21 protein-coding genes and 2 pseudogenes are annotated in these 25,584 nt (G+C 56.5%); 8 read left to right on the forward strand and 15 right to left on the reverse strand.

Annotated elements, in window-relative coordinates; translation table 11 throughout:
• Nucleotides 1–5 precede the first annotated feature (5 nt).
• A complete protein-coding gene (locus LINBF2_RS12755) occupies nt 6–731 on the reverse strand; it encodes a 16S rRNA (uracil(1498)-N(3))-methyltransferase (protein ID WP_281889402.1) in 726 nt (241 codons plus the stop codon).
• Between the two features lie 2 nt (nt 732–733).
• Nucleotides 734–1,861: a phosphotransferase gene (locus tag LINBF2_RS12760; protein ID WP_281889404.1), complete on the reverse strand. Its 1,128-nt coding sequence runs from the start codon at nt 1,859–1,861 to the stop codon at nt 734–736.
• A 45-nt stretch (nt 1,862–1,906) separates the two neighbouring features.
• On the opposite strand from LINBF2_RS12760, the gene LINBF2_RS12765 reads away from it, so the two are divergent.
• From LINBF2_RS12765 to rsmA, 3 genes are read left to right on the forward strand one after another with little or no spacing between them, the layout of a single operon-like run.
• Complete coding sequence (locus tag LINBF2_RS12765; protein WP_281889407.1) at nt 1,907–4,363, forward strand: LPS-assembly protein LptD; 2,457 nt, start codon at nt 1,907–1,909, stop codon at nt 4,361–4,363.
• A gap of 8 nt (nt 4,364–4,371) precedes the next feature.
• Nucleotides 4,372–5,700, forward strand: a complete 1,329-nt coding sequence (locus tag LINBF2_RS12770) for a peptidylprolyl isomerase (RefSeq protein WP_281889409.1) — start codon at nt 4,372–4,374, stop codon at nt 5,698–5,700.
• A gap of 12 nt (nt 5,701–5,712) precedes the next feature.
• Entirely contained in the window at nt 5,713–6,471 is a 759-nt protein-coding gene (gene rsmA, locus LINBF2_RS12775) for a 16S rRNA (adenine(1518)-N(6)/adenine(1519)-N(6))-dimethyltransferase RsmA (RefSeq protein ID WP_281889411.1), read from the forward strand.
• Between the two features lie 252 nt (nt 6,472–6,723).
• On the opposite strand, the pseudogene LINBF2_RS12780 reads toward rsmA, so the two are convergent.
• From LINBF2_RS12780 to LINBF2_RS12795, 4 genes and pseudogenes are all read right to left on the reverse strand, one after another.
• Nucleotides 6,724–7,113: pseudogene (locus LINBF2_RS12780) on the reverse strand (barstar family protein); the annotation flags it as partial.
• Nucleotides 7,114–7,285: 172 nt separating this feature from the next.
• Entirely contained in the window at nt 7,286–9,595 is a 2,310-nt protein-coding gene (locus LINBF2_RS12785; protein WP_104796935.1) for an NADP-dependent malic enzyme, read from the reverse strand.
• Between the two features lie 200 nt (nt 9,596–9,795).
• The gene (locus LINBF2_RS12790; RefSeq protein WP_281889414.1) at nt 9,796–11,196 is read right to left on the reverse strand and encodes an aminopeptidase P N-terminal domain-containing protein; all 1,401 of its coding nucleotides are present in this window, start codon (nt 11,194–11,196) and stop codon (nt 9,796–9,798) included.
• Between the two features lie 14 nt (nt 11,197–11,210).
• Nucleotides 11,211–11,990 carry a nucleotidyltransferase family protein gene (locus tag LINBF2_RS12795; RefSeq protein ID WP_281891344.1) on the reverse strand — a complete coding sequence of 260 codons (780 nt, stop codon included), beginning with the start codon at nt 11,988–11,990 and terminating at the stop codon, nt 11,211–11,213.
• A gap of 196 nt (nt 11,991–12,186) precedes the next feature.
• Here LINBF2_RS12795 and tkt point away from each other — a divergent pair, with 196 nt between their 5' ends.
• From tkt to gap (LINBF2_RS12810), 3 genes are all read left to right on the forward strand, one after another.
• The gene (tkt, locus tag LINBF2_RS12800; protein ID WP_281889416.1) at nt 12,187–14,268 is read left to right on the forward strand and encodes a transketolase; all 2,082 of its coding nucleotides are present in this window, start codon (nt 12,187–12,189) and stop codon (nt 14,266–14,268) included.
• A 36-nt stretch (nt 14,269–14,304) separates the two neighbouring features.
• Nucleotides 14,305–15,312 carry a type I glyceraldehyde-3-phosphate dehydrogenase gene (gene gap / locus LINBF2_RS12805; protein WP_104796931.1) on the forward strand — a complete coding sequence of 336 codons (1,008 nt, stop codon included), beginning with the start codon at nt 14,305–14,307 and terminating at the stop codon, nt 15,310–15,312.
• 141 nt (nt 15,313–15,453) lie between these two features.
• A complete protein-coding gene (gene gap / locus LINBF2_RS12810; RefSeq protein WP_281889418.1) occupies nt 15,454–16,452 on the forward strand; it encodes a type I glyceraldehyde-3-phosphate dehydrogenase in 999 nt (332 codons plus the stop codon).
• 163 nt (nt 16,453–16,615) lie between these two features.
• Here gap (LINBF2_RS12810) and LINBF2_RS12815 read toward each other — a convergent pair.
• Nucleotides 16,616–17,179, reverse strand: a pseudogene (locus LINBF2_RS12815) (TMEM165/GDT1 family protein); the annotation flags it as partial.
• Nucleotides 17,180–17,310: 131 nt separating this feature from the next.
• On the opposite strand from LINBF2_RS12815, the gene LINBF2_RS12820 reads away from it, so the two are divergent.
• Both LINBF2_RS12820 and LINBF2_RS12825 read left to right on the forward strand, forming a co-directional pair.
• The gene (locus tag LINBF2_RS12820; protein WP_281889421.1) at nt 17,311–18,513 is read left to right on the forward strand and encodes an ammonium transporter; all 1,203 of its coding nucleotides are present in this window, start codon (nt 17,311–17,313) and stop codon (nt 18,511–18,513) included.
• A gap of 194 nt (nt 18,514–18,707) precedes the next feature.
• The gene (locus LINBF2_RS12825; RefSeq protein WP_281889423.1) at nt 18,708–19,181 is read left to right on the forward strand and encodes an RNA-binding protein; all 474 of its coding nucleotides are present in this window, start codon (nt 18,708–18,710) and stop codon (nt 19,179–19,181) included.
• Nucleotides 19,182–19,228: 47 nt separating this feature from the next.
• On the opposite strand, the gene lptC is transcribed toward LINBF2_RS12825, so the two are convergent.
• From lptC to rpmH, 8 genes are all read right to left on the reverse strand, one after another.
• A complete protein-coding gene (lptC, locus tag LINBF2_RS12830) occupies nt 19,229–19,885 on the reverse strand; it encodes an LPS export ABC transporter periplasmic protein LptC (protein WP_281889425.1) in 657 nt (218 codons plus the stop codon).
• The gene (locus LINBF2_RS12835; protein WP_281889427.1) at nt 19,882–20,436 is read right to left on the reverse strand and encodes an HAD hydrolase family protein; all 555 of its coding nucleotides are present in this window, start codon (nt 20,434–20,436) and stop codon (nt 19,882–19,884) included. Before LINBF2_RS12835 ends, lptC begins: the two co-directional genes overlap by 4 nt.
• The gene (locus LINBF2_RS12840) at nt 20,436–21,449 is read right to left on the reverse strand and encodes a KpsF/GutQ family sugar-phosphate isomerase (protein WP_281889429.1); all 1,014 of its coding nucleotides are present in this window, start codon (nt 21,447–21,449) and stop codon (nt 20,436–20,438) included. Before LINBF2_RS12840 ends, LINBF2_RS12835 begins: the two co-directional genes overlap by 1 nt.
• Before the next feature lie 26 nt (nt 21,450–21,475).
• Nucleotides 21,476–22,915: a tRNA uridine-5-carboxymethylaminomethyl(34) synthesis GTPase MnmE gene (mnmE, locus tag LINBF2_RS12845; RefSeq protein WP_281889431.1), complete on the reverse strand. Its 1,440-nt coding sequence runs from the start codon at nt 22,913–22,915 to the stop codon at nt 21,476–21,478.
• Between the two features lie 71 nt (nt 22,916–22,986).
• Entirely contained in the window at nt 22,987–24,693 is a 1,707-nt protein-coding gene (gene yidC / locus LINBF2_RS12850) for a membrane protein insertase YidC (RefSeq protein WP_281889433.1), read from the reverse strand.
• Entirely contained in the window at nt 24,690–24,953 is a 264-nt protein-coding gene (gene yidD / locus LINBF2_RS12855; RefSeq protein ID WP_281889435.1) for a membrane protein insertion efficiency factor YidD, read from the reverse strand. The genes yidC and yidD overlap by 4 nt, the downstream gene beginning before the upstream one ends.
• On the reverse strand, nt 24,950–25,351 hold the full coding sequence (locus LINBF2_RS12860; RefSeq protein WP_281889436.1) for a ribonuclease P protein component: 402 nt from the start codon (nt 25,349–25,351) through the stop codon (nt 24,950–24,952). The genes yidD and LINBF2_RS12860 overlap by 4 nt, the downstream gene beginning before the upstream one ends.
• Nucleotides 25,352–25,387: 36 nt before the next feature.
• On the reverse strand, nt 25,388–25,522 hold the full coding sequence (gene rpmH, locus LINBF2_RS12865; RefSeq protein WP_005798102.1) for a 50S ribosomal protein L34: 135 nt from the start codon (nt 25,520–25,522) through the stop codon (nt 25,388–25,390).
• Between the last annotated feature and the right edge of the window lie 62 nt (nt 25,523–25,584).

Consider the following 25,584-nt stretch of genomic DNA (forward strand, 5'->3'; position numbering starts at 1 on the left):
CCGTTTTAGGTAAGTGTTAACAGGGCCAACGCTCCGAGGGCAGCTGTTTCGGCACGCAACACGCGCTCGCCCAAGCTCAAAGCCACGAAGCCTTTGGCACGAGCAGCAGCGTCCTCTGCATCGGTCAGGCCGCCTTCTGGGCCGTTCAGCAAGACCCAAGACTTCTGCGCAACATTTGCACGCATAGCCGTCAAAGGCTGTGTGCTCGCGTGTAACGAGAGCACGCCCTGCACCACCTCGGCCTGCGCAGTTTGCTTTGTCAGCCAAGCGTCTAGGCGCTCGGGCGCGTCAATCAGCGGCACGCGGTTGCGCCCGCATTGTTCGCTTGCACTGGCCGCCACAGCTTGCCAATGCGCTTGCTTTTTTTCAGCGCGTTCGCCGGTCAGGCGAATCACACTGCGCTCGGTCATCAAGGGGGTAATGCGATGCACGCCCAGCTCGGTGGCTTTTTCCACCAACCAGTCCATGCGCTCGTTGGCTGGCATGCCCACGGCCAAGTGCACTTGAACGGCTGCTTCGCATTCCACGGCACGGTGCTCGCCCACGACCACGCGGACATCGCTACGGCCCATGTGTTGCACCTCGGCGCTGAACTCGCCACCTTCGCCGTTGAACAAGGTCAGCGTGTGGCCGGGCTGCATGCGCAGCACTTGCACATGGCGGGCGGCAGTCGGGGGCAAGTCCACCACTTGGCCAGACACCAAGGGCAGCGGGCAGTAAAAGCGTGCCATCCTTAGCCCCGCCCGCCGGGCGTGAGGCGCGGAAAGGCCAAGCTGATGGCGGGTTCTGTGCCCTCAATCTTGTCGATCAAACGCAGCAAGGGCGTGAGGTCGCTGTAGCGGCTGGCTGTGGTGCGGATGTAGTTGATGAAGCGCGGCGCATCGGCCAAGTACTTCGGCTTGCCATCGCGCAACGTCAGGCGCGCAAAGATGCCAGCCACTTTGAGGTGACGTTGCAGGCCCATCCACTCTACGGCGCGGTAAAACGCGCCGAAGTCGTTGTGCCAGTCTTCAAAATCCAACAGACCGATTTTGCGGGCACGTTCCCAATAGCGGATGGTCACGTCCAGCACCACATCTTCTTCCCACGTCAAAAACGCGTCGCGCATGAGGCTGGCGATGTCGTAGGTGATGGGGCCATAGACCGCGTCTTGAAAGTCGAGCACGCCCAAACGTTGTTCGGTGGGGTCATGCGGCATCATAAAATTGCGCGGCATGAAGTCGCGGTGCACGTAGACACTGGGTGCGGCCAAGTTGCGCTGAATGATGGTTTTGAAAGTTTTGTCCAACATCTCGCGTTGCGCGCTGTCAATTTGCAGCTGGCGGTGTTGGGTGAGGTACCAATCGGGGAACAGCGACAACTCTCGCTGCAGCAAAGCTTCGTCATACGCGGGCAGCACGCTGGGGCGGCTGCTTTGTTGCAGGGTCAGCAAAGCATCGACGGCGCGCATGTAAAGGCCGTGATTGGCTTGCGGGTCGTCACGGTTGATGACGTCCATCATGGTTTGCGAACCGATGTCGTCGAGCAACATGAAGCCTTGCGGCTCATCCCACGCCAAGATGCGCGGGGCATACAGGCCCGCGTCCAGCATCAAACGGGCAATGCGCACAAAGGGTTCGCAGTTTTCTTTGTCGGGCGGTGCGTCCATGACGATGCACGAGCCGTTCGCTGTGTCGACACGGAAATAGCGCCTGAAGCTGGCGTCCGCCGAGGCGGCACGCACGGTAGCGGGCAGCACGCCGTGGGCGCTGGCTTGGGCATTGAGCCATTGGTGGAAGGCTGCTTGACGCTCGGGCTGGGCCCATTCGATGGAAGCAGAGGTATTTGCGCCCGAAGGCTGGGAGTTAGGCTGTGTGCTCATGGATAATCCAAATTCTACAAACCAGCCTTGGGTTGATCTGCGTTCATGTTGTTGCCTCTCATTCACCGCCAAATACACGCACTGTCGTGGCTCACATTTGGCCTATTGGGCAACACACTGGCACTGCACGCGCAAACCGTGAGTTCACCGCCTTTGGTGCTCAAGCCCAGCAGTTTGTTGCAAGAGCTGATCTTGGATGACACGCGCAAACAACTGCCGACGTTCATACAAAGTGACACGCTGCGTGGCCGCCCAGACCTGCAAACCATCTTAGATGGTCAAGTCGTGATCCGTCGCGGCGACCTGCTCCTCAAAGCTGACAAGGTCGATTACGACCAAGCGGAAGATTTCGCCAAAGCGCGTGGCAACGTCTACATCAACCGTTCTGGCAATGTGTACGAAGGCCCCGCCCTTGACATTCATCTGGATGCCTTTGAAGGCTTCTTCACCCAGCCCAAGTATCAACTGTTGAAAAACAAAGCCTACGGCAAAGCCGAGCGGATCGACTTCATCGACCCCGCCAACACGGTGATGCACAAGGCAGACTTCACCACTTGCCAACGCAAACCAGGTCCAAGCTGGACACCCGATTGGTTTTTCAAAGGCGACAAAATCACACTCGACACCGACCGCAACATCGGCTTGGCTGAAGGCGCGTCGTTGCGGTTCAAAGATGTGCCGATTTTGCCAGTGCCCTCAATTGACTTCCCGCTCAGCGATGAGCGTAAATCTGGTTTGCTGCCACCCACCATTGGTGTCGACAACATTGGCGGCTTGGAATACACCCAGCCTTACTACTGGAACTTGGCGCCCAACCGCGACGTCACCTTTTCTCCCACCTATTGGAGCAACCGTGGCCTGCGCCTGAGCACCGAGCTGCGCTACTTAGAAGGCCTGCCACCTCTGCAAGCGCCATTTCAAGGCCAAATGCGCTTTGACTACATGGAGAAAGATGCCTTGCGCGATGGTTCGCGCCGCTGGGGCATGCAGTACTCCCACGTGGGCTTGGTGAACCCTGGTTTTGCAGGTGGCGCATTGGGGCTGAACTTGAACCTCAACCGTGTCAGTGATGACGACTATTGGAAAGATTTCGCCATCATTGGCGGCTCAGGCGTGCAACGTCTGTTGTCAAACGATGCGGGCTTGAATTGGACCAATGGGATTTACACCACGTCGGTGCGCACACAGATGTGGCAAACCTTGCAAGACTTGGCCAATCCCATTGGTAACCGCATCACGCGACCATTCAACCGTATGCCGCAATTCACAGCACGCATGCAGCGCATCAACGTGGGGGGCTTTGACTTTAGCTTGGACGGTGACTTGACACGGTTTGAATCTGCTCGCGATTACGAATGTTTGAATGGCGCCAGTTACCGATCCGCCTGCGCACCCAATGCAGACCGCGCAGTGGCGTTGGCTCAAATCAGCCGACCATTCAACACCCCCTTTGGTTACCTCACACCCAAACTGCAGCTCAACAGCCGCAGTTACCAATTCAGCGGTGGCTTGCCCAACAATCCGTTCTACAGCGGCCACGAAGGCCAAAGTGGCGCCAGCGTCAGCGTGCCGACGTTCAGCCTCGACACCGGAATCGCGTTCGAGAAATCTACACGTCTGTTTGATCGCGCATGGGTTCAAACTTTAGAGCCTCGGGCTTTCTATGTTTACACGCCCTATCGCGATCAGAACTACTTGCCCAACTACGACTCGGGTGGCAACTCGTTCAACTTCGCCAGCATCTTCACCGAGAACGCGTTTGGCGGCTATGACCGCATCTCCGACAGCAAGCTGCTGACCCTAGGCGCCACCTCTCGTTTCATCGATCCGGAAACAGGCGCCGAAGGCGCACGTTTTGGTGTGGCGCAGCGCCTACGTATGAAGGAGCAGAACGTCACCATGCCCGATGATCCCACGGGCAAAACCGGCATCAGCGATCTTTTGGCCGGCGCGTCTGTGGCGCTGAACAGAGCATGGGCCGTCGACACCACCGTTCAGTACAACCAAAAGACAGACAACTTCTTGCGTCGCATGGTCAGCGGTCGTTACAACCCTGGCTCCTACCGCGTCATCAGCGCCGCGTATCGAACCGAAAATACGGAAGCGGGAGCTGCCGCCTCACGTCAAGTAGATGTCGGCTGGCAATGGCCCTTGCACGACCTCTGGGGAGGTTCGGACATTGGTGGTGGCGAAGGACGTGGATTGGGCGAGGGACGCTGGTACAGCGTGGCACGCTTGAACTACAACCCTCTCGATAAAAAGATGGTCGAGTCTGTCATTGGCTTCGAATACGATGCGGGTTGTTGGCTCAGCCGCGTGGTCGCTGAGCGTTTGCAGGTGACGGATGGCTTGGCCCGCCAACGCTTGTTGTTTCAACTTGAATTTGTAGGCTTCTCGCGCATCGGCACCAATGCCATGGGCTCACTGCGCTCCAATGTGCCACGGTATCAGCCGTTGCGACAACCTTCTATGACACCCAGCCGCTTCGGCAATTACGATTGATGATGACCATGTTTTCTCTCACCTTACGCTTTGCCCGTCGGTCGTCACTCACCTGGCTGGCGATTGCTTTGGCAAGCTCTGGAGTATGGGCTCAAACGTCCAAAACCAATACCATATCAGGCCGTGACTTCATTGTGGCGGTTGTCGATGCCCAACCCATCACCAACCACGATGTCAATGTTCGCGCAGCATTGCTTGCACAGCAACTGCGTCAACAGAAGAAAAATGTTCCTGCGCCATCTGAGTTGCTGCAAAACAGCCTTGAGCGCTTGATCACCGAAAAAGCCCTCTTGCAATATGCGAAAGAAGCGGGCGTCACCGTTGAGAATGAAGCGGTCGATCAAGCTGAACAGCGCATGGCCGCACAAAACCAAATGTCTGTTGATGCACTCCACGCAAAATTTCGCGCCGAGGGCACCAGCGTTGCGAGCCTTCGACAAAACATCAAAGATCAAGCAATCCTGCAGCGCCTGACCGAGCGCAACGTACCAAGCCGTATCAAGGTCAGCGAGGTTGAAATCGACCAAGCTGTTCGCGAACGCCAAAATGCCAGCGTCAACACCAACCCTGACATCGAGTTGGGTCACATCTTGGTGGCAGTGTCCGAAAAAGCCAATGATGCAGATGTTGTAGCCCTCCAAAGCAAAGCCCAGACTGCGTTAGCACGCGCCAAACAAGGCGAAGACTTCGGCAAGTTGGCTAAAGAGTTGTCTGACAGTGCAGAGCGTGACAAAGGCGGATTAATGGGCGTGCGCGCAACCAGCCGCTACCCCACCTTGTTTGTGGATGCCACCAAAAACTTGGCCGTGGGTGATGTCACCCTCGTACGCTCAGGCGCCGGCTTTCACATTTTGAAATTAGTAACGAAGCGCGCCAGCAGCGTGGTGACCGTGACGCAAACCCATCCTCGCCACATCCTGCTACGCCCAGGCGGCCAACTGAGCCAAACCACAGCACGCGCCCAATTGGCTGAATACAAACGCCAAATCGAAGCGGGCAAAGCAGACTTTGCCAAGTTGGCTCGTGAACATTCACAAGATGCCAGTGGCCCCGACGGCGGCGACTTGGGTTGGGTCTCGCAAGGCATGTTTGTGCCTGAATTTGAAGAGGTGATGAACAAATTGCAGCCAGGCCAAATCGCCGACCCGATGGTGTCTCGGTTTGGCGTGCACCTGATTCAAGTGATGGAACGTCGAGAAGCCCCCATCAGCGAGCGCGAGCTGCGCGACATGGCGCGCAACGGCTTGCGTGAGAAAAAGTTTGATGAAACCTACCAACTGTGGGCCCAAGAAGTGCGTGGCCGCGCCTATGTGGAATACCGCGACGCACCGCAATAAGCAGAGCCCACTTTGAAACACATTGCACGCAAGCGCTTCGGCCAACACTTCTTAACCGACGGCGCCATCATTGAAAGCATCGTCGATGCGATCGACCCGCAACCGGGCGACCCCATGGTCGAAATTGGCCCAGGCTTGGCCGCGCTCACACAGCCCTTGGTGGAGCGCTTAGGTCGTCTCAATGTCATTGAGTTAGACCGCGATTTGGCCGTGCGCCTGCGCGAGCATCCGCACCTGAACGTGATTGAGTCCGACGTGCTGCGCGTGGACTTCACGCAATTGGCTGCTGACCTCAAGGTACCCAAGCTGCGCGTGGTGGGTAACCTGCCGTACAACATTTCGTCGCCCATCCTGTTCCATCTGCTGGAGCATGTGGCCGTGGTGCAAGACCAGCACTTCATGCTGCAAAAAGAAGTGATTGACCGCATGGTGGCCAAGCCCAGCAGCAGCGACTACAGCCGCTTGAGCGTGATGCTGCAGTGGCGCTACGACATGGAAGACGTGTTGTTTGTGCCGCCCGAATCGTTTGACCCACCTCCGCGCGTGGACAGCGCCGTGGTGCGCATGGTGCCCTTGGCGGAGCCCCCCAAAATTAACGTCAAGCTGATGGAGGAAATGGTGAAAACAGCTTTCAGCCAACGCCGCAAGCTGTTGCGCCACACCTTGGGCCGTTGGTTGGAAGCGCGTCACTTTGCGGGCACCTTCGATGTGCAACGCCGTGCAGAAGAAGTGCCGGTGGCCGAATATGTGGCTCTGGTGCAAAGTCTGTAAAGACCCAAACGCCAAAAACAAAACCCGTCGCAGGTGACTGCTGACGGGTTTTTTGTTGGCGCTGCTACGAAAGCAGCCTGCCAGTTAAGCCGCTGTTTGCCAGTAGCCTGCGTTGAAGGGGCTGCTCATGCGCAAAGCCATGGGCGACACGTCGACCAGCTTGTCAGTTGGCATTTTTTCGCCCTCTTCCAGCAACTCAATGCCTTCGGCTGCCACGCCTGGCTTTTCAGCCGACGGGGCACGAGCCACGGAGAATGAGTAGAAGCAACGGAACGCCACTTTGCGGTCAGACCAGTAGTCAGCCGCTTCGCGGAAGATGTCCAACAGCTGTTCGCGGGCTTCTTTGTCAAACTTGGCGTGGGCAGGAATGTGCTCCAACACCAAGATAAAGCCAGGCTGTGGGCCAGACTTGTGCAAGGGGTCGGTCATGCCGTCGTACAAGGAATCAAAGTTCTTGCTAGCCGAGGCAGACAGGTTGAACTCTTTGGAAATGATGTCCAAGATGTCTTGCTTGCTTTGGGCTTGGGCCAGGTTCACATAAAGAAAATGGTGGCCAAGGCCTTGGGCCGCCTCTTGCAAATCAGGCACGCGGAACGCGCGGATGGACTGAACAATATTGGTTTTGATAGTACGCAAAGGCATGAAAATCGCCGTTCTTAAGACTGTTTTAAATACGTTTGATCTTCGGGTTAACCCGAAAATTGAAAGCGCAAGTGTCTTCGAATTGAAACAAAAAAGCAAGGGCCCTCCCATTTCTGGGGGGCCCTTGAAGGGTTATTTAACCTAAAAAGGCTAATTTAAGCTGTAAAAACGCTTATCGAGCTGCGCTGGCATCCGCCACGGTCAACGCGGTCATGTTGACGATGCGACGCACCGTGGTGCTCGCGGTCAGGATGTGCACCGGTTTCGCCGCACCCAGCAACACTGGGCCAATGGCAATATTGCCGCCAGCCGCTGTTTTGAGCAGGTTGTACGCAATGTTGGCAGAGTCCAAGTTAGGCAAAACCAGCAAATTGGCATCACCAATCAGGGTGGTGTCCGCCATTTGAGCGGCACGCACATCGCCGTCCAGCGCCACATCGCCATGCATTTCGCCATCAATTTCAAGCCAAGGTGCCTTTTTCTTGACCAAAGCCAAGGTTTCGCGCATTTTGATGGCCGAAGGCTGGTCGCTGCTGCCAAAGTTGGAATGCGACAACAACGCAGCTTTGGGCTGGATACCAAAACGGCGCATTTCTTCAGCCGCCATCACCGTGATTTCAGCCAATTGCTCTGCGGTTGGGTCGTAGTTGATGTGGGTGTCGACCAAGAACACCTGGCGGTCTGGCAGCAACAAACCATTCATGGCGGCATACGTGCTCACGCCCTTGCGGTTGCCAATCACCTGGTCCACATAGTTCAAATGCGTGAGCGGTGTGCTCCAAGTGCCGCAAATCAGGCCGTCTACCTCACCTTTGTGCAGCATCATGGTGCCAATCAGCGACAAACGGCGGCGCATGTCAATTTTGGCCAACTGCTCGGTCACGCCTTTGCGGGCGGTCATCTTGTAATAGGTTTGCCAGAAGTCGCGGTAGCGGTGGTCTTGCTCGACGTTGACCACGTCGTAATCCACGCCCTCTTTGAGGCGCAAACCAAATTTTTCAATGCGCTGCGCAATCACGGAAGGACGACCAATCAAGGTGGGCTTCGCCAAGCGTTCGTCCACCACGATTTGCACAGCGCGCAAGACGCGCTCTTCTTCACCTTCGGCGTAACACACACGCTTTTTAGTCGCGCGCTTGGCGGCGGCATAAATCGGTTTCATGATCGAACCGGACGCATAGACAAAGCCTTGCAGCTTCTCAATGTAGGCCTCCATATCTTGGATCGGACGCGTGGCCACACCGCTGTCTGCGGCGGCTTTGGCCACGGCAGGGGCAATCTTCATCATCAAGCGTGGGTCGAATGGCTTGGGAATGAGGTACTCAGGACCAAAAGCCAACGTCTCGCCCGCATAGGCGGCTGCCACCACTTCGCTTTGCTCGGCTTGTGCCAATTCAGCAATGGCGTACACCGCGGCGATTTCCATCTCATCGGTGATGGTGGACGCACCTGCATCCAGCGCACCACGGAAGATGTAGGGGAAACACAGCACGTTGTTCACTTGGTTGTGATAGTCGCTACGTCCCGTGGCGATGATGGCGTCATCGCGCACGGCCTTCACTTCTTCGGGCGTGATCTCTGGGTTGGGGTTGGCCAAGGCCATGATGATGGGCTTGGCAGCCATCTTCTTGACCATCTCTGGCTTCAGCACGCCGCCAGCGGACAGGCCCAAAAACACATCGGCGCCTTCGATGATGTCGCTCAGTGTGCGCGCATCGGTTTTTTGGGCGTACTGAATCTTGTCTTCGTCCATCAGCTCGGTGCGGCCTTCATAGACCACGCCAGCCAAATCAGTGACATAAATGTTTTTGCGTGGCATGCCCATCTTGAGCAACAGGCCCAAACAGGCCAAAGCGGCAGCACCAGCACCGGAGGTGACCAGTTTGACGTTTTTGATATCTTTGCCTGCCACCTTGAGGCCGTTCAAGATCGCTGCGCCCACGGTGATGGCGGTGCCATGTTGGTCATCGTGGAAGACTGGGATCTTCATGCGCTCGCGCAACTTGCGCTCGACGTAGAAGCAATCAGGCGCCTTGATGTCTTCGAGGTTGATGCCGCCGAAAGTGGGCTCTAACGACGCAATGATGTCAACCAATTTGTCGAGGTTCTTCTCGTCTATTTCCAAGTCGAACACGTCAATGCCCGCGAACTTCTTGAACAGAACGCCTTTGCCTTCCATCACAGGCTTAGAGGCCAAGGGACCAATGTCGCCCAAGCCCAGCACGGCCGTGCCGTTGGTAATGACGGCCACCAAGTTGCCACGACTGGTGTACTTGAATGCGTTGTTGGGATCTTTGACGATTTCTTCGCAAGGCGCAGCCACGCCGGGCGAATAAGCCAAGGCCAAATCATGTTGGTTCACCAACTGCTTGGTGGCGTGAATCGCCACTTTGCCTGGAGTTGGAAACTCGTGGTATTCGAGAGCGGCACGGCGCAGTTCGGCACGTGCCTCGGCGCTGTTGTGAGAGTGGTTGGAACCCATAGAAATCTCCTTGTTATGCAAAAGGCGGCGCGCTTTGCACAAGTGCGACCGCCTTAGCTTGTGATTTCATTTTAGGCCTGTGTCTAGGGCGGTTTGTCCGTGGATGTGCGTATGCAAGTGGCAATGGTTTTTACTTATTCGCAAAAGCAAACTTTATAGGTCAATAGGGATTTTTCTTGGGCTGCCGCTTGGCTAAGAAATTAACCGCGCATGAACGCTTCAATTTCAGAAGCAATTACAGGCACACCACGAGAAATCAGCTCGCAACCATTAGCAGTCACGATCCCATCGTCCTCAATACGAATGCCAATGTTCCAAAACGCCTCGGGCACATCCGGCCCGGGGCGCACATAGAGGCCTGGCTCAATGGTGAGCACCATGCCCTCGCGCAAGAGGCGGCTGGGTCGATTGACGATGGTCTCGCCCGACAAGGGGTCTTTGCGTTCGCTGGTTTGGCCCAACTCGGTGGGCTCCACATAGCTGCCGCAGTCGTGCACATCCATGCCCAGCCAGTGGCTGGTGCGGTGCATGTAAAACGGGAAGTACGCACGCTTTTCAATCACGTCTTGCGCATTGCCGTGTTTGGCTTTGTTCAACAAACCGAGGTCCAACAAACCTTGCGCCAACACTTTGACGGTGGCGTCGTGCGGGTCCACAAAACGCGCGCCGGCTTTGGTCGCCACCACTGCCGCGTCTTGGCTGGCCAGCACCAAGTTGTACAGGTCGCGTTGCGGGCCGGTGAACTTGCCGTTCGCAGGAAAAGTGCGCGTGATGTCACTCGCATAACCATCCAACTCACACCCTGCATCGATCAATACCAACTCGCCATCGCGCACAGGTGCGGCATCGGCGCGGTAGTGCAACACGCAGGCATTGGCGCCCGCGGCCACGATGGATGTGTACGCCGGAAACTGGGAGCTGTGCATGCGGAACTCGTGCAGCAACTCGGCATCTAAGTGGTACTCGCGCACGTCTTGGCCTGCCCGCAACATGCGCGCGCTGGTTTGCATGGCACGGATGTGGGCATGCGCGCTGATGGTGCTGGCACGGCGCATCACGTCTTGTTCGTGTGCGTCTTTGATGAGGCGCATCTCATCCAACGGGCCACAGGCATCGCGTTGCTGCGACGGGCACTGTGCACCAAAACGCACGCGGGAGCGTACGGCGTTGAGCCAACCATCTACGCGAGTTTCCAAACCTTTGTGCGTCGCAAATGGGTACCAAACAGTCTGCTGGTTCTCCAACAATTTGGGCAGTTGCTTGTCCAGCTCGGTAACCGACACGGCAGCTGTTACGCCCAGCGCTGACACGGCAGCGTCTGGGCCCAAACGGTAGCCATCCCAAATTTCACGCTCCAAATCTTTGGGCTGGCAAAACAGCGTGCTGCGCCCTGTGGCGTCGAGCACTAGCCAAGCGTTGGGCTCGGTGAAGCCCGTCAGGTAATAAAAGTAGCTGTCGTGGCGATACGGAAAGTCGCTGTCGCGGTTACGTGCATGTTCGGGTGCGGTGGGAATGATGGCCACGCCACCATCGCCCAACTGGGCGGCCAAACGGGCGCGACGTTCGGCGTAAATCTGGGCGTGTGCAATCGGGTGTGTCATGTCTTATTGTGTGTTCAGGCGGCGTTGAGTTGCGCCAAACGCTCGGGCGTGCCCACATCGGTCCACGCACCTGTGTAGAGCGACGCACTCACCGCGCCATTGTCCATGGCGGCGCGCAACATGGCTGCGAGTGGGGCTTTCACGCCAGCGGGGTTGCCTGCGGGAATAGGGCACCACGCCGCTTCGAAGAAAGCGCGTTTGTACAGAGCAATGGTGCTGAAGGTGTAGCGCGGTGCATCTTGATTTGTTCGTGCTGAAAGTTGATTTGGCGCGGCAGCCGTAGACGTTGACATCAAAGCCGTCAACTTCGGCAAATTCAAAGCCAAGCCCTCAGCAGACAAACCAAAGTCGCCGCCCAAGTTGTGTTCGGGGTTGGGCACCAGCCAAATATGAGCGAGCTGCGGGCTGGCCTCGAAGCGCGCATAGGCCTCGGGCGTAAACACAAAGTCTGGCGCAAACACATCGCCCGCGGCCACCCAAAACACATCGTCCAGTTGGGGCAGGGCGCGGACAATGCCGCCTGCGGTTTCTAGCGCGCCACCAAAGTCCACGCCTTCTTGCGAATAGTGCAGGTGCATAGGCGAAAGGCCAGCGCTTTCAAACACATGGCCGAAATGCTGGGGAATTTGCTCGCCCAACCAAGCGGTGTTGATGACCAAGTTTTCTACGCCGCCACGCTGCAGGCCTTGCATGGCCCATTGCATCAGGGGTTGGCTGCGAACGGGCAATAACGGCTTAGGGGTGGCATCAGTCAGCGGGCGCATGCGCTCACCACGGCCTGCGGCCAAAAGCAGGGCGGTGGCTGAGCCTGACGCAGAGCCAACAGGCGAAGTTGAAGCGGCTGAAATGGGGTGTTTTGTCATCACGCCGCAGTGTAGCCAGACCACACCACGGGCTATTTGTGAAACATCTGTCGCATGCGGTCAGCCAGCGGTAGGCAGGCTCGCTAAAATCGTGGTTTTCCCTCACACCCCATCGGAGCCGCCTGACATGGCAAATACCCAACAAATGGCCAGCGCAATTCGCGCCTTGGCAATGGACGCTGTACAACAAGCCAATTCAGGTCACCCCGGCGCGCCGATGGGCATGGCCGACATGGCTGTCGCCTTGTGGGGCGAGCACCTGCGTCACAACCCCAAGAATCCCCATTGGTTGAACCGCGACCGCTTTGTGCTGTCCAACGGCCACGGCTCGATGTTGATTTACGCCTTGTTGCACCTCACCGGCTACGACTTGCCGATGGACGAGTTGAAAAACTTCCGCGTGTTGCACAGCAAAACTGCAGGCCACCCCGAAGTGGGCGTGACCCCTGGCGTGGAAACCACCACAGGCCCCTTGGGCCAAGGCATCACCAACGCGGTGGGCATGGCATTGGCCGAAAAATTGTTGGCCTCTGAGTTCAACCGTGAAGGCCACAACGTGGTGGACCACCACACCTACGCTTTCATGGGCGACGGTTGTTTGATGGAAGGCATCAGCCACGAAGCTTGCTCACTCGCAGGCGCATGGAAGCTGAACAAACTCATTGCCTTGTACGACGACAACGGCATCTCCATCGATGGCCAAGTTGCCCCATGGTTTGCCGACAACACACCTGAGCGTTTCAAGTCTTACGGCTGGAACGTGATTGGCCCGATCAACGGCCACGACGCCGCGGTGGTGAGCCAAGCGATTGCTTCGGCCAAGCTCAGCACTGACAAGCCCACACTGATTGTTTGTAAAACCAGCATCGGCAAAGGCAGCCCCAACCGCGCTGACACGGCCAAAGCCCACGGCGAACCTTTGGGCGCTGAAGAAATTGCATTGACACGCGCAGCCATCGGTTGGAACCACGCCCCCTTCGAGATGCCCAAAGAGGTGTACGCCGATTGGAACGCGGCAACACGCGGCAAGGCTCAAGAAGCTGAATGGAAAGCAACGTTCGCTGCCTACAAAGCCGCACACCCCGCCTTGGCCAAAGAACTGCTGCGCCGCATGGCTGGTGAGTTGCCCAAGAACTTTGCTCAAACCGTGGTCGACACCGTCATCGGCGCCCACACCAAAGCCGAAACTGTGGCCAGCCGCAAGGCCAGCCAATTGGCCTTGGAGTCATTCACAGCAGCCTTGCCCGAACTCTTGGGTGGCAGCGCCGACTTGACCGGCTCTAACCTGACCAACACCAAGTCCACCCCCAACCTGCGCTTTGACGCAGCAGGCCATGTGGTGAAGAACGATGCTGGCCAAGGTGGCCGCCACATCAACTACGGCGTGCGCGAATTCGGCATGGCCGCCATCATGAACGGCGTGGCTTTGCACGGCGGCTTCATTCCCTACGGCGGCACGTTCCTGACCTTTAGCGACTACTCGCGCAACGCCATCCGCATGGCAGCGCTGATGAAGCAACGCGTGGTGCATGTGTTCACCCACGACTCCATTGGCTTGGGCGAAGACGGCCCCACCCACCAGTCCATCGAGCACGCTGCCTCGTTGCGCCTGATTCCTAACCTCGACGTGTGGCGTCCTGCGGACACCGCCGAAACCGCTGTGGCTTGGGCCGTGGCTTTGCAAAACACCAGCCGCCCAACTGCGCTGTTGTTGAGCCGCCAAAACCTGCCTTACCTGCCAAAAGGTGAAGCCGTGCATAGCAACGCCACCTTGGCTGCTGGTGACATCTCTGGCCTCGACGCCATCAACAAAGGTGCTTACGTGTTGGCTGAGCCAAGCGAAGTGGGCATCAAGAAAAAGGCGCAAGCGGTCATCTTGGCCACCGGCTCTGAAGTGCAACTGGCCATGAAAGCGCAAGCTTTGTTGGCCGAGCGCAAGATTGCCGTGCGCGTGGTGTCTGTGCCCAGCACCACCACATTCGACCGCCAAAGCGTGGCCTACAAAGCCGCTGTGTTGCCAGCAGGCGTGCCCCGCATTGCGGTGGAAATGGGCTCGACCGACGGCTGGTGGAAATACGGCGTGTCGGCCGTGGTTGGCATCGACACCTACGGCGAATCTGCGCCCGCCCCTGTTTTGTTCAAACACTTCGGTTTCACGCCTGAAAACGTGGCCGACACGGTTCAAGCCGCGCTGCAAAAGCAGGCTTAAACCACACGAGTTTTAAACTTCCTCTTAAGGCTTCACATGACCATCAAATTAGGTATCAACGGCTTCGGCCGTATTGGCCGTTTGGCTTTGCGCGCTGCGCTCAAGCACGGTTACACCGACATCCAAATCGTCGGCATCAACGACCCCAAGCCTGCCGACTACTTGGCCTACATGCTTAAGTACGACAGCGTGCACGGCCGCTTTGATGGCACTGTGGATTTCACCGAAGACGCCCTGATCGTCAACGGCAAAAAAATCAAACTCTCGCACGAGCGCGATGCACACAACCTCAAGTGGGGCGAGATGGGCGTTCACACCGTGCTCGAGTGCACCGGTCACTACTTGACCGAACCCACCAGCCAAATGCACATCGCTGCAGGCGCTAAAAAGGTGGTCATTTCGGCACCCTCCAAAGACAGCATCCCCATGTTCGTCTACGGCGTGAACCACAAAAAATATGCTGGCGAAGCCATCGTCTCTAACGCGTCTTGCACCACCAACTGTTTGGCCCCCGTGGTCAAAGTGTTGAACGACAAGTGGGGTATCAAACGCGGTTTGATGACCACTGTGCACGCAGCCACTGCCAGCCAAATGACGGTGGACGGCTCCTCGCGCAAAGACTGGCGCGGCGGTCGCGGCATTTTGGAAAACATCATCCCTTCCAGCACTGGTGCAGCCAAGGCGGTGGGCGTGGTGATTCCAGAAATCAAAGGCAAGATCACCGGCATGGCCTTCCGTGTCCCCACCTCTGATGTCTCGGTCATTGACCTGACCGTAGAGCTCAACAGCGATGCCAGCTACGCCGAAATCTGCGCTGAAATGAAAGCGCAAAGCGAAGGCGCGCTGCAAGGCGTGCTCGGTTACACCGACGAAAAAGTGGTGTCTACCGACTTCCGTGGAGAGCCGTGCGCCAGCGTGTTTGATGCCACCGCAGGCATCGCACTGGACAAGAGCTTCGTCAAAATTGTCGCTTGGTACGACAACGAATGGGGCTATGCCAAGCAGTGCTTGGAGATGGTTCGCGTGGTGGCGAAGAAGAAGTAATTCTTTAAAACCTTGCTACATATAAGCGCCTTCGGGCGCTTTTTCTTTGCCTGCTTTTCTCCCAAGGTAAAAAAAATACATGATTTGTCTTGAAATCATGTAACAAAGTTTCATAGAATTGAGCCATTTAAGGAGACTGACATGACCATCAAAATCGGCATCAACGGCTTTGGCCGCATCGGACGCATGGTGTTTCGCGCCGCCATTCAAAACTTTCACGACATCGAAGTTGTGGGTATCAATGACCTATTGGAGCCCGACTACTTGGCCTACATGCTCAAGTTCGACAGCGTGCATGGCCGCTTCCAAGGTGAGGTGTCGGTGGACAACGGCCATTTGGTAGTGAACGGCAAGAAGATTCGACTCACCCAAGAACGCGACCCAGCAGCACTGAAGTGGAACGACATCGGCGCCGATGTCGTAGTTGAAGCTACGGGCTTGTTCCTCGACCAAGCCACAGCTGAAAAACACTTGGCCGCAGGCGCCAAAAAAGTGTTGTTGTCAGCCCCTTCTAAAGACGACACGCCCATGTTTGTGTATGGCGTGAACCACACGACTTACGCGGGCCAGTCCATCATCTCCAACGCATCATGCACGACCAACTGCTTGGCGCCTGTGGCCAAAGTGTTGAACGACAAGTGGGGCATCAAACGCGGCCTAATGACTACGGTGCACGCCACCACCGCCACCCAAAAAACAGTGGACGGCCCGAGCAACAAAGACTGGCGTGGTGGCCGCGGCATTTTGGAAAACATCATTCCTTCCAGCACCGGCGCGGCCAAGGCTGTGGGTGTGGTGATTCCAGAAGTCAAGGGCAAGCTCACAGGCATGGCGTTTCGCGTGCCCACCTCTGATGTGTCCGTGGTCGACTTGACCGTGGAACTGAACAGCGAAGCCACGTACAAAGAAATTTGTGCCGAGATGAAAGCGCAAAGCCTGGGCGCGCTCAAAGGCGTGTTGGGCTACACCGATGAAAAAGTGGTGTCCACCGATTTTCGTGGCGAGCCCTGCACATCGGTGTTTGATGCCGATGCGGGTTTGGCCTTGGACAGCACCTTCATCAAAATCGTTAGCTGGTACGACAACGAATGGGGCTACTCCAACAAGTGCTTGGAGATGGTGCGCGTGATCGCCAAATAAAACACATCGGCACTTGGCGTGCCATGTGGTTTAAACACCGCCAGTGCTTCAAATGCACTGGCGTTTTTTATGGCGCGCTGGATGCGGCGGAAGCTGCAGATGCAGGCTCGCTAGGCGCAACCATTTGTACCGCTGCATCGTGTGACTTGCTGTGTGTCTCTGGCGCTTCGCTGCCAAACAACACCAACAGGCCCAACACCACGAACACGGCCGCGCTGATGCGGTGCACCCAGGTGAGCGGCACCAAACGCGTGATGCGCTCGCCAAACCACACCACGGGCGCGTTCGCCAACATCATGCCCAAGGTGGTGCCAGCCACCACCCACAACCACGACTGGTATTCAGCCGCCAACATCACGGTGGCGATTTGTGTTTTGTCGCCCATCTCGGCCAAGAAGAAGGCAATGACAGTGGTCCCGAACACGCCGAACTTGGGTGTCACATCCGCATCGTCGTCATCCAGTTTGTCTGGCACCAACATCCACGCGGCCATCGCCAAGAACGACACGCCCAAGACCCAGCGCAACACCGTGGGGCCCATCAGGCTGGTCACCCATGCACCCAAGCCACCCGCCAAAGCGTGGTTGGCCAACGTGGCCACCAAGATGCCCCACACGATGGGCCAAGGTTTGCGAAAACGTGCTGCCAGCACGAGCGATAAAAGTTGCGTCTTGTCGCCCATTTCGGCGAGGGCGACGATGCCTGTTGAGATCAAAAATGCTTCCATGAAGCGATCCTACCGCGCGTGTTTTACGAACCATACGCACGATTTGGTGCATTTTTTGCTTACATCAGGTGCAACTTAGAAAACAGGTGCAAAAACGCACCAAAACAAAACAAAACTCCAAGGACAACTTTATGGATGCACACAAACAGGGCGCAGATGCTTTGTTCATTCTGCTCGGGGCCATCATGGTGCTTGCCATGCATGCAGGTTTCGCATTTTTAGAACTGGGCACGGTTCGTCGCAAAAACCAAGTCAATGCGCTGGTGAAAATTTTGGTGGACTTCTGTGTCTCCACCATCGCCTACTTTGTCGTGGGTTACGGTGTGGCCTATGGTGCGAGCTTCATGATCGGCGCTGAGTCGTTGGCCGACAAAAACGGCTACGAACTGGTGAAGTTCTTTTTCTTGCTGACGTTTGCAGCCGCCATTCCAGCCATCATCTCGGGCGGCATTGCCGAACGCGCCAAGTTTTGGCCACAGCTGATTGCCACAGCCGTCATTGTTGGTTTTGTGTATCCCTTCTTCGAGGGCATTGCTTGGAACCAGCATTTCGGTTTTCAAGCGTGGCTCAAAGAATGGACCGGTGATGAGTTCCACGACTTTGCGGGCTCCATCGTGGTTCACGCCGTGGGCGGCTGGATTGCTTTGCCTGCCGTGTTGTTGCTCGGTGCACGTAGCAACCGCTACCGCAAAGACGGCGCCATTTCTGCACACCCACCCTCAAGCATTCCGTTCCTCGCTTTGGGCGCATGGATTTTGATCGTGGGTTGGTTTGGCTTCAACGTCATGAGTGCACAAACCCTCGACAAAATCTCGGGTCTTGTCGCGGTCAACTCACTGATGGCCATGGTGGGCGGCACTTTGGTGGCACTCATTGCGGGCAAAAACGACCCCGGTTTTGTGCACAACGGCCCCTTGGCTGGTTTGGTGGCGGTGTGTGCGGGCTCTGACCTGATGCACCCCATGGGCGCATTGGTGGTGGGTGCTGTGGCCGGTGGTATTTTTGTGGTGATGTTCACACTCACACAAAACAAGTGGCGCATCGACGACGTGTTGGGTGTGTGGCCCTTGCATGGTTTGTGCGGCACATGGGGTGGCATTGCTGCGGGCATCTTCGGTACGCAAGCCTTGGGTGGCTTGGGTGGCATCAACCTGACCGCGCAATTGGCAGGCACCGCGCTCGGTGTGACATGGGCATTGGTTGGCGGTTTTGTGGTGTACGGCGTGCTGAAGATGACGCTAGGTTTGCGCTTGAGCCAAGAAGAAGAATTCGAAGGCGCTGATTTAACGATTCACAAGATCACCGCATCACCCGATCGCGAGGCCAGTTGGTAGGCCTTGTGAGTTGTGGTTTTTCGGGTGTGAATTAGGCTGAATACAGGTAAACGCTTGGTGATTCAGCTAACTTGTGCCCCATAATGTGCGCAATCTTGTCGGTGCAAGCCACAGACAAGGTTGTCAATTGGTGATCGGTCAGTTTCGGTTCGGGACTCCATCGCTTTGTTTTTGTGTTTTAAGGAGTCCCTTTCATGGGCAACAAACTGTACGTCGGCAACTTGCCATATTCAGTGCGCGACAGCGATCTCGAGCAGTCATTTGGACAGTTCGGTACTGTGACCAGCGCTAAAGTCATGATGGAGCGCGACACAGGTCGCTCTAAAGGTTTTGGTTTTGTCGAGATGGGCAGCGATGCCGAAGCTCTGGCAGCCGTTGAAGGCATGAACGGCGCACCTTTGGGTGGTCGCAGTCTCGTGGTGAACGAAGCTCGTCCCATGGAGCCACGTCCTCCCCGCTCTGGCGGCGGCGGTTACGGCGGTGGCCGTGAAGGTGGCGGCGGCTATGGTGGTGGCGGTCGCGATGGCGGCGGTGGCTACGGTGGCGGTGGCCGCGAAGGTGGTGGTGGCGGTTTCCGCAGCCCCTACGGCGGCGGCGGTGCTGGCGGCGGCCGTCGTGAAGGCGGCGGCGGCGGCCGTGGCGGTTTCGGTGGTGGCAACAGCTACTGATCGCTCTGCTTCACTGCAAAATCAAAAGGCTCCCTCGGGAGCCTTTTTTATTTCTGATCTTTGTCTTTGGGTGGTAACAAGGTGCCACGTACCCGACCTGTGAGCTGCATCACTTGGTCTAAGTTATCGAAGTCGATGCCGTCTTGAGAGGTGAAGCGATCACCAGCACCACGCACCAACTCAACGGGTAAATGAGAGCGCACCTGCTCGGTGTTTGCGAACAAATGCAAAAAGTTACTACGCAATTCTGTGCGCGGCGTCACCACGCCTTGCACATTGGTGCTGGCTTCGCGCACAACCACAGCTTTGTCAAATAACTGCGCCTCGGAACCATCTGCGTTAATCAATCCACGTGCGGCAACGGCTGTTGTAACACGTCCCTCTGCACCCAAGATGCGAATCCGCGGTTGGTCGATCTCTAGCGTGTCTGTATCAGGAAAGTGGCGTCCCTCGACACCCACGACTTCGCTTTTGAGCTTGCCATTGGCCCCGAATACCTTGACCGAAAAATCACGCATGAAGTAATCGGGCACATGGCGCGGCGCGGCTTCAAGTTCTGCATCGCCCATGGCGGGCGTGCTGCGCACCAGCCAGTAGGTGCTCATGGCCATCACACCCATGAGCAACAAAGGCAGGTAAACCGCCAAGCGATCCCACACACGGCGCATGCGCATGAACAGCGACACAGGTGCGACACCAGTCATGCGACGTAAGCTCGCAATAACTCGGCGTAACGACCGCTGGCCACCAGCAACAAGTCGCAAAACTCGCGTGCAGCACCATGGCCACCATCACGCACCGTCACATAGTGCGCAATGGCTTTGACTTCGATGTGTGCGTTGTTCGGGGCGCATGCAAATGCGGCACGGGTCATAACCGCCATATCCGGCCAGTCGTCCCCCATGTGTGCCGATTGCGACCAGTCAAGGCCCAGTTCGTTCAAAATTTCTTGTGCGGCGGGGGCCTTGTCTTCGGTGCCGTAACGCACATGCGTGATGCCCAACGCCTTGAGACGTGCGCGCAAAGGTGCACTGTCGCGCCCAGTGATCACAGCGGGTGTGATGCCTGCTTTTTGCAACATCTTCAAGCCGTGACCATCCAGCGTACAAAAACGTTTGATGGTTTCACCACTTTCGGTAAACAACAAACCGCCATCGGTGAGCACGCCATCCACGTCAAAGAACGCTACGCGCACAGCCTGTGCGCGCAACAACAAAGCAGGGTCAAAGTTCAGCGCAGGTGTGTGTGTGCTCATTAGATGACTTTCGCGCGCATCAGGTCGTTGGTATTGATCGCGCCGCACAAGATGCCTTGTTCGTCCACCACCAAAACGCTGGTGATGCGGTACAGCTCCATCAACTCAGCGGCTTCAGCCGCCAACGCGCTGGAGCGCACGGTGCGTGGGTTGGCGTGCATGACTTGTTGCGCGGTGAGTTGGCGCATGTCCGTCCCTGTTTCGATCAAACGGCGCAAGTCACCATCGGTGAAGATGCCCAACACTTTTCGGTTCGCATCCACGATGGCGGAGGCCCCCAAACCTTTGGCGCTCATCTCGCGCATCAAATCGCTGAAGCTGGCTGTTGGCAACACGCTTGGCACAGCATCCCCGCTGCGCATGACATCGCTCACATGCGTCAGCAAGCGGCGACCCAAAGCACCGCCGGGATGTGAACGTGCAAAGTCTTCGGCTTTGAAACCACGTGCGTCGAGCAAGGCCACGGCCAAGGCATCGCCCATGGCCATTTGTGCGGTGGTGCTGGCGGTGGGAGCCAAGTTCAGTGGGCAAGCTTCTTTCAACACGCCGGTGTTGAGCACGATGTCGGCGTGGCTGGCCAATGTCGATTGCGCGCCGCCTGTGAGGGCCACCAAGGGCACGCCTTGGCGTTTGAGCACCGGCAGAATGGCGGCGAGCTCATCGCTCTCGCCGCTGTTGGAAATGGCAATCACGAGATCTGTGTCTTTGACCATGCCCAAGTCGCCATGGCTGGCTTCGGCCGGATGCACAAACATAGCGGGTGTGCCTGTGGACGCCAAAGTGGCTGTGATCTTGCGACCCACATGGCCGCTCTTGCCCATACCCATCACGACCACACGGCCTGTGACTTTGAGTATGGCGTGCACAGCCTGCACAAAGCTGGGCGACAAACCATGGCGCAAATGGCGTACGGCCTCTGCCTCAATCTCTAAGGTGTCGTGGGCCAGTTGCAAGATGCGCTGGTCGTTCACCTGCGCTGTTGTGCTGGCGGAATGTGCAGAGTTTTGGGTCATGGTTTGATTTTATCGGTGGGGGGCGCTTATTTGCCGATGCAAAAGCTAGAGAAGATGACGCCCAACAAATCGTCTGACGAGAACTCGCCCGTGATGGTGTTGAGCGCGTTTTGGCTCAAGCGCAGTTCTTCAGCCAACAAGTCGAGCGCGGGCACTTGGGCCTGCAAGCTGGCATTAGCCAGCATCAGATGCTCATCGACCTCGTGCAAGGCCTGCACGTGGCGCTCACGGGCCATGAACATGCCTTCTGCGCTGCCACCTTGCCAGCCCACCACGCTCAGCAGTTGTTGACGCAGGGCCGGCAAGCCATCGCCTGTTTTGGCTGACAAGGTGATGTGTGTGACAGCTGTCACACCCTCTTGGCTAGGCGCCGTGAACGCGGTGCTGTGTGCATCGGCTTTGTTCCACAAATGCAGCACGGGGACATGGGTGTCTAACCTGTCTTGCAGGGCTTGTTCGATTTGCGCATCCGCTGCCGCATAAGCGGCGTCGTCTTTGCGCGTGAGGTCGTGCAAAAACAGCACGGCATCGGCTTGGCCAATTTGGTCCCAAGCGCGGGCAATGCCAATGCGCTCAACCTCGTCCACATCGGGGTGTTCGCGCAGACCAGCCGTGTCCACCACATGCAAAGGCACGCCTTCAATCTGGATGGTTTGTTGCACCACATCGCGCGTGGTGCCAGCAATCGGCGTGACGATGGCCAGCTCTGCGCCCGCCAAGGCGTTGAGCAACGAGCTTTTGCCCGCGTTGGGTTGGCCCGCAATCACCACACGGATGCCTTCACGCAACAACGCGCCTTGTTTGGTTTGCGCCATCACGCGCGCCAAATTTTGTTGGAGTCGTGTGAGCTGGCCTTGGGCATCGGCTTGCTTCAAAAAGTCAATGTCTTCTTCGGGAAAGTCCAGCGTGGCTTCGACCAACATGCGCAGATGAATGAGTGCATCACGCAGTTGATGAATTTCGTTAGAGAACGCACCTGCCAATGATCGGCTCGCGCCACGCGCGGCAGCTTCGGTGCTGGCGTCAATCAAATCGGCCACGGCTTCTGCTTGTGCCAAATCGAGTTTGTGATTCAAAAATGCACGCTGCGTGAATTCACCCGGCTGGGCCAAACGCAAACCGCTCAACAACGGTTTGTTTTGCGCGTTCAGTGTGGCGGCCACGCGCAGGCAACGCGCCAAGATGAGTTGCAACACCACAGGGCCGCCGTGGGCTTGTAGTTCCAACACGTCTTCGCCGGTGTAGCTGTTAGGGCCGGGAAAGTGCAGCGCCAACACATGATCGATAGGCGCGCCCGTTTCATCGGGCAAAGGCAAATAGGTCGCTTCACGCGGCTTCAATGCACGCCCACACAAGGCCAATACCAAACCATTTAAATTTTTGCCACTCACACGCACAATGCCCACCGCTCCTCGACCGGGTGCGGTGGCAATGGCAATGATGGGCGCGTCGTGAAGAGCAAGCATGGCTAGATTGTCCAGAAAAAAACCCGCCAACCATCGAAGGAGGCGGGCTTTTGATTGACCACGGTTCTAAATTAGAACTTGGGCAAGTTGAATTGAGGTGGCACACCCATGCGGATGTTGATGAGCCACTGTTGTGCAATCGACAACACGTTGTTGGTGATCCAGTACAACACCAAACCTGCAGGGAAGAAGAAGAACATCACGCTGAAAGCCAGCGGCATGATCCACATCATCTTGGCTTGCATGGGATCTGGTGGTGCGGGGTTCAATGCCGTTTGCAGCAAGGTGGTCAGCGTCATCACCAAAGGCAAGATGAAGAAAGGATCGGGTGCCGACAAGTCGTGGATCCAACCCACCCAAGGTGCATTGCGAATTTCAACGGTCGACAACAACACCCAGTACAAGGCAATGAACACGGGGATTTGCAACGCGATGGGCAAGCAACCACCCATGGGGTTGACCTTTTCGTCGCGGTAAATCTTCATCATCTCCATTTGCATTTGCTGTGGGTTGTCTTTGAGACGCTCACGCATTTCCATGATTTTTGGATTGATGGCTTTCATCTTGGCCATGCTCTTGTATGCATGGGCATTCAACCAGTAGAAGCCCGCTTTGAGCAAGACCACCAAGGCCACGATAGACCAGCCCCAGTTGTTCAAGATGCGGTTGAGTTGATCGAGCAACCAGAACAATGGCTTGGCCAAAATCGTCAACCAGCCGTAGTCTTTGACCAATTCCAAGCCTGGGTACAGCACTTCCAGTTTGTTTTCTTCTTGTGGGCCAGCGTAGAAAGTCGCAACCACGCTCTTGCTTTGACCAGGCTTGATGATTTCCAAAGGAGAAATCGCCGTCACACGGTAGCAGCAATCAGCCATGGTGGAACCAATGTCCACAGCGTCCATTGAGATGTCACGGTTCAGGCCATTGGGCAAAATCCAAGCACTCGCAAAGTAATGCTGCACCATGGCGATGTAGCCTGTGCTGGATTGTTTTTCAACATCCACTTTTTTCTTCTTGATGTCGGCAAACTCCACCTTTTGGTACTTCTTGGCCTCTGTGTAAATCGCAGGGCCTGTGAAGGTGGAATAGAACGATGACTCGCCAGCAGGCTTGTTACCGTCACGCACCAATTGGAAATACAACTGAGGCGCCACGTCTTGTGCGCCGGTGTTCACGATGTCGTGCTTCACCACCATGTCATACGCACCGCGTTTGACGGTGTAGGTCTTAACCAACTTCACACCATTTTGTGCAGCAGACTCAAACGCGATGGACAACTCGTTGTCGCCGTCTTTGAGTTTACGTGAGCCAGGTTTAACCGACATCACCGATTTGTGTGTGGGCAAAGCCACACCGGGAACACTAGAGATCAAACCGGTTTGTGCGGTGTAGATGCGCTCTTTGCTGTCATCCAACAACACAATGTTGTGACCCGGCTTTTGTTCGTCTTCGTGCTTCAACAGCTCCGCACGAACCAACGTGCCGCCTTCGGTGTCAAAGCTGAGTTTGAACAAGTCTGTTTCAACTTGCACCAACTCTTTGCTTGCCGCGCGTGTTTCAACGGCAGGCACTGTTGCAGCAACTTGTGGTGCGACAGGGGCAGGAACACCTGCAGCTTGTGGCACCGCTGAAGAAGCATCTACAGCCACTTTGGCTTGCTGCGCAGGCGTTGGGAAGAAGGTGGCTTTGTTTCCGTTATGGACTTGCCATTGGTCCCACAGGAGAACCATGGAGAAACCAAAGATCACCCACAAAATGGTGCGGCGAATGTCGTTCATGAAGTTTTCTTTCCGGCGTTGGAAGAGGTCAAAGAGGTAAACAAAGCAGGTGGCACAGAATCATGCCCACCCGCACACCAAGGATGGCAACGTGCCAAACGACGCAGGGTCAAATAACTGCCACGTGCAGCGCCATGAAGCTCTAGGGCTTGCAACGAATACACAGAGCACGTCGGTTCAAACCGGCACGACGAACCAAGCCACGGGCTTAGCAGCAAACGATACCCGCGCACCAGCGTCACCAAAAATGATTGCATCATGCGGCGCTCACATATCCAAACAATTGTTTGAGCTCTTCGCGCACTGCTTGCTTCAAAACATCCGAAGATGCGCTGACAAATTTTTGAGGGCTAAACGTTGCTCGCAAACGAATCACATAGGCTGTCGGCTTTAAGCCTTTTTCAAACTCGTGCGAAACCGCGTGAATTTGACGTCGAATCAAATTGCGTGTGACAGCGCGCTTGGCCCATCGCTTGGGTGTGAGCGCGCCCATCATCAAGACACCATCGACAAACAGGGTCGGGGTTTCTTCAAACCCAGACCCTGTAGAGGCTTTGGCAGGCGGTTGCCACTGGTGCAACACAAAATGCGGCGTACGTGCCACAGAACCTGCCGACATGACGGCCTGAAATTCTGACCACTGTTTCAGACGTTCCACGGCGCTTGGGTCGCGGGCCTGTGCAGCGGTCAAAAATTAGACAGCCAGACGCTTGCGACCTTTGGCGCGACGTGCGTTGATCACAGCGCGGCCACCGCGTGTTTTCATACGGACCAAAAAGCCATGGGTACGGGCGCGACGGGTTTTAGAAGGCTGGTAAGTGCGTTTCATGATTTTTCCAAAAAGCTAAGCCCTGAGAGATCAGGGAAACCAATGATTATCTCAAACTTTTG

The organism is Limnohabitans sp. TEGF004, assembly GCF_027924965.1.
Taxonomy (GTDB): domain Bacteria; phylum Pseudomonadota; class Gammaproteobacteria; order Burkholderiales; family Burkholderiaceae_C; genus Limnohabitans.

What these genes read in the sequence shown, in the direction of transcription:
- yidC (WP_281889433.1), bottom strand. Translation starts at nt 24,693, where the DNA reads ATGAACGACATTCGCCGCACCATTTTGTGGGTGATCTTTGGTTTCTCC.
- LINBF2_RS12820 (WP_281889421.1), top strand. Translation starts at nt 17,311, where the DNA reads ATGGATGCACACAAACAGGGCGCAGATGCTTTGTTCATTCTGCTCGGG.
- gap (WP_104796931.1), top strand. Translation starts at nt 14,305, where the DNA reads ATGACCATCAAATTAGGTATCAACGGCTTCGGCCGTATTGGCCGTTTG.
- lptC (WP_281889425.1), bottom strand. Translation starts at nt 19,885, where the DNA reads ATGACTGGTGTCGCACCTGTGTCGCTGTTCATGCGCATGCGCCGTGTG.
- LINBF2_RS12840 (WP_281889429.1), bottom strand. Translation starts at nt 21,449, where the DNA reads ATGACCCAAAACTCTGCACATTCCGCCAGCACAACAGCGCAGGTGAAC.
- tkt (WP_281889416.1), top strand. Translation starts at nt 12,187, where the DNA reads ATGGCAAATACCCAACAAATGGCCAGCGCAATTCGCGCCTTGGCAATG.
- LINBF2_RS12825 (WP_281889423.1), top strand. Translation starts at nt 18,708, where the DNA reads ATGGGCAACAAACTGTACGTCGGCAACTTGCCATATTCAGTGCGCGAC.
- mnmE (WP_281889431.1), bottom strand. Translation starts at nt 22,915, where the DNA reads ATGCTTGCTCTTCACGACGCGCCCATCATTGCCATTGCCACCGCACCC.
- LINBF2_RS12765 (WP_281889407.1), top strand. Translation starts at nt 1,907, where the DNA reads ATGTTGTTGCCTCTCATTCACCGCCAAATACACGCACTGTCGTGGCTC.
- LINBF2_RS12790 (WP_281889414.1), bottom strand. Translation starts at nt 11,196, where the DNA reads ATGACACACCCGATTGCACACGCCCAGATTTACGCCGAACGTCGCGCC.
- LINBF2_RS12755 (WP_281889402.1), bottom strand. Translation starts at nt 731, where the DNA reads ATGGCACGCTTTTACTGCCCGCTGCCCTTGGTGTCTGGCCAAGTGGTG.
- LINBF2_RS12785 (WP_104796935.1), bottom strand. Translation starts at nt 9,595, where the DNA reads ATGGGTTCCAACCACTCTCACAACAGCGCCGAGGCACGTGCCGAACTG.
- yidD (WP_281889435.1), bottom strand. Translation starts at nt 24,953, where the DNA reads ATGATGCAATCATTTTTGGTGACGCTGGTGCGCGGGTATCGTTTGCTG.
- gap (WP_281889418.1), top strand. Translation starts at nt 15,454, where the DNA reads ATGACCATCAAAATCGGCATCAACGGCTTTGGCCGCATCGGACGCATG.
- rpmH (WP_005798102.1), bottom strand. Translation starts at nt 25,522, where the DNA reads ATGAAACGCACTTACCAGCCTTCTAAAACCCGTCGCGCCCGTACCCAT.
- LINBF2_RS12835 (WP_281889427.1), bottom strand. Translation starts at nt 20,436, where the DNA reads ATGAGCACACACACACCTGCGCTGAACTTTGACCCTGCTTTGTTGTTG.
- LINBF2_RS12760 (WP_281889404.1), bottom strand. Translation starts at nt 1,861, where the DNA reads ATGAGCACACAGCCTAACTCCCAGCCTTCGGGCGCAAATACCTCTGCT.
- LINBF2_RS12770 (WP_281889409.1), top strand. Translation starts at nt 4,372, where the DNA reads ATGTTTTCTCTCACCTTACGCTTTGCCCGTCGGTCGTCACTCACCTGG.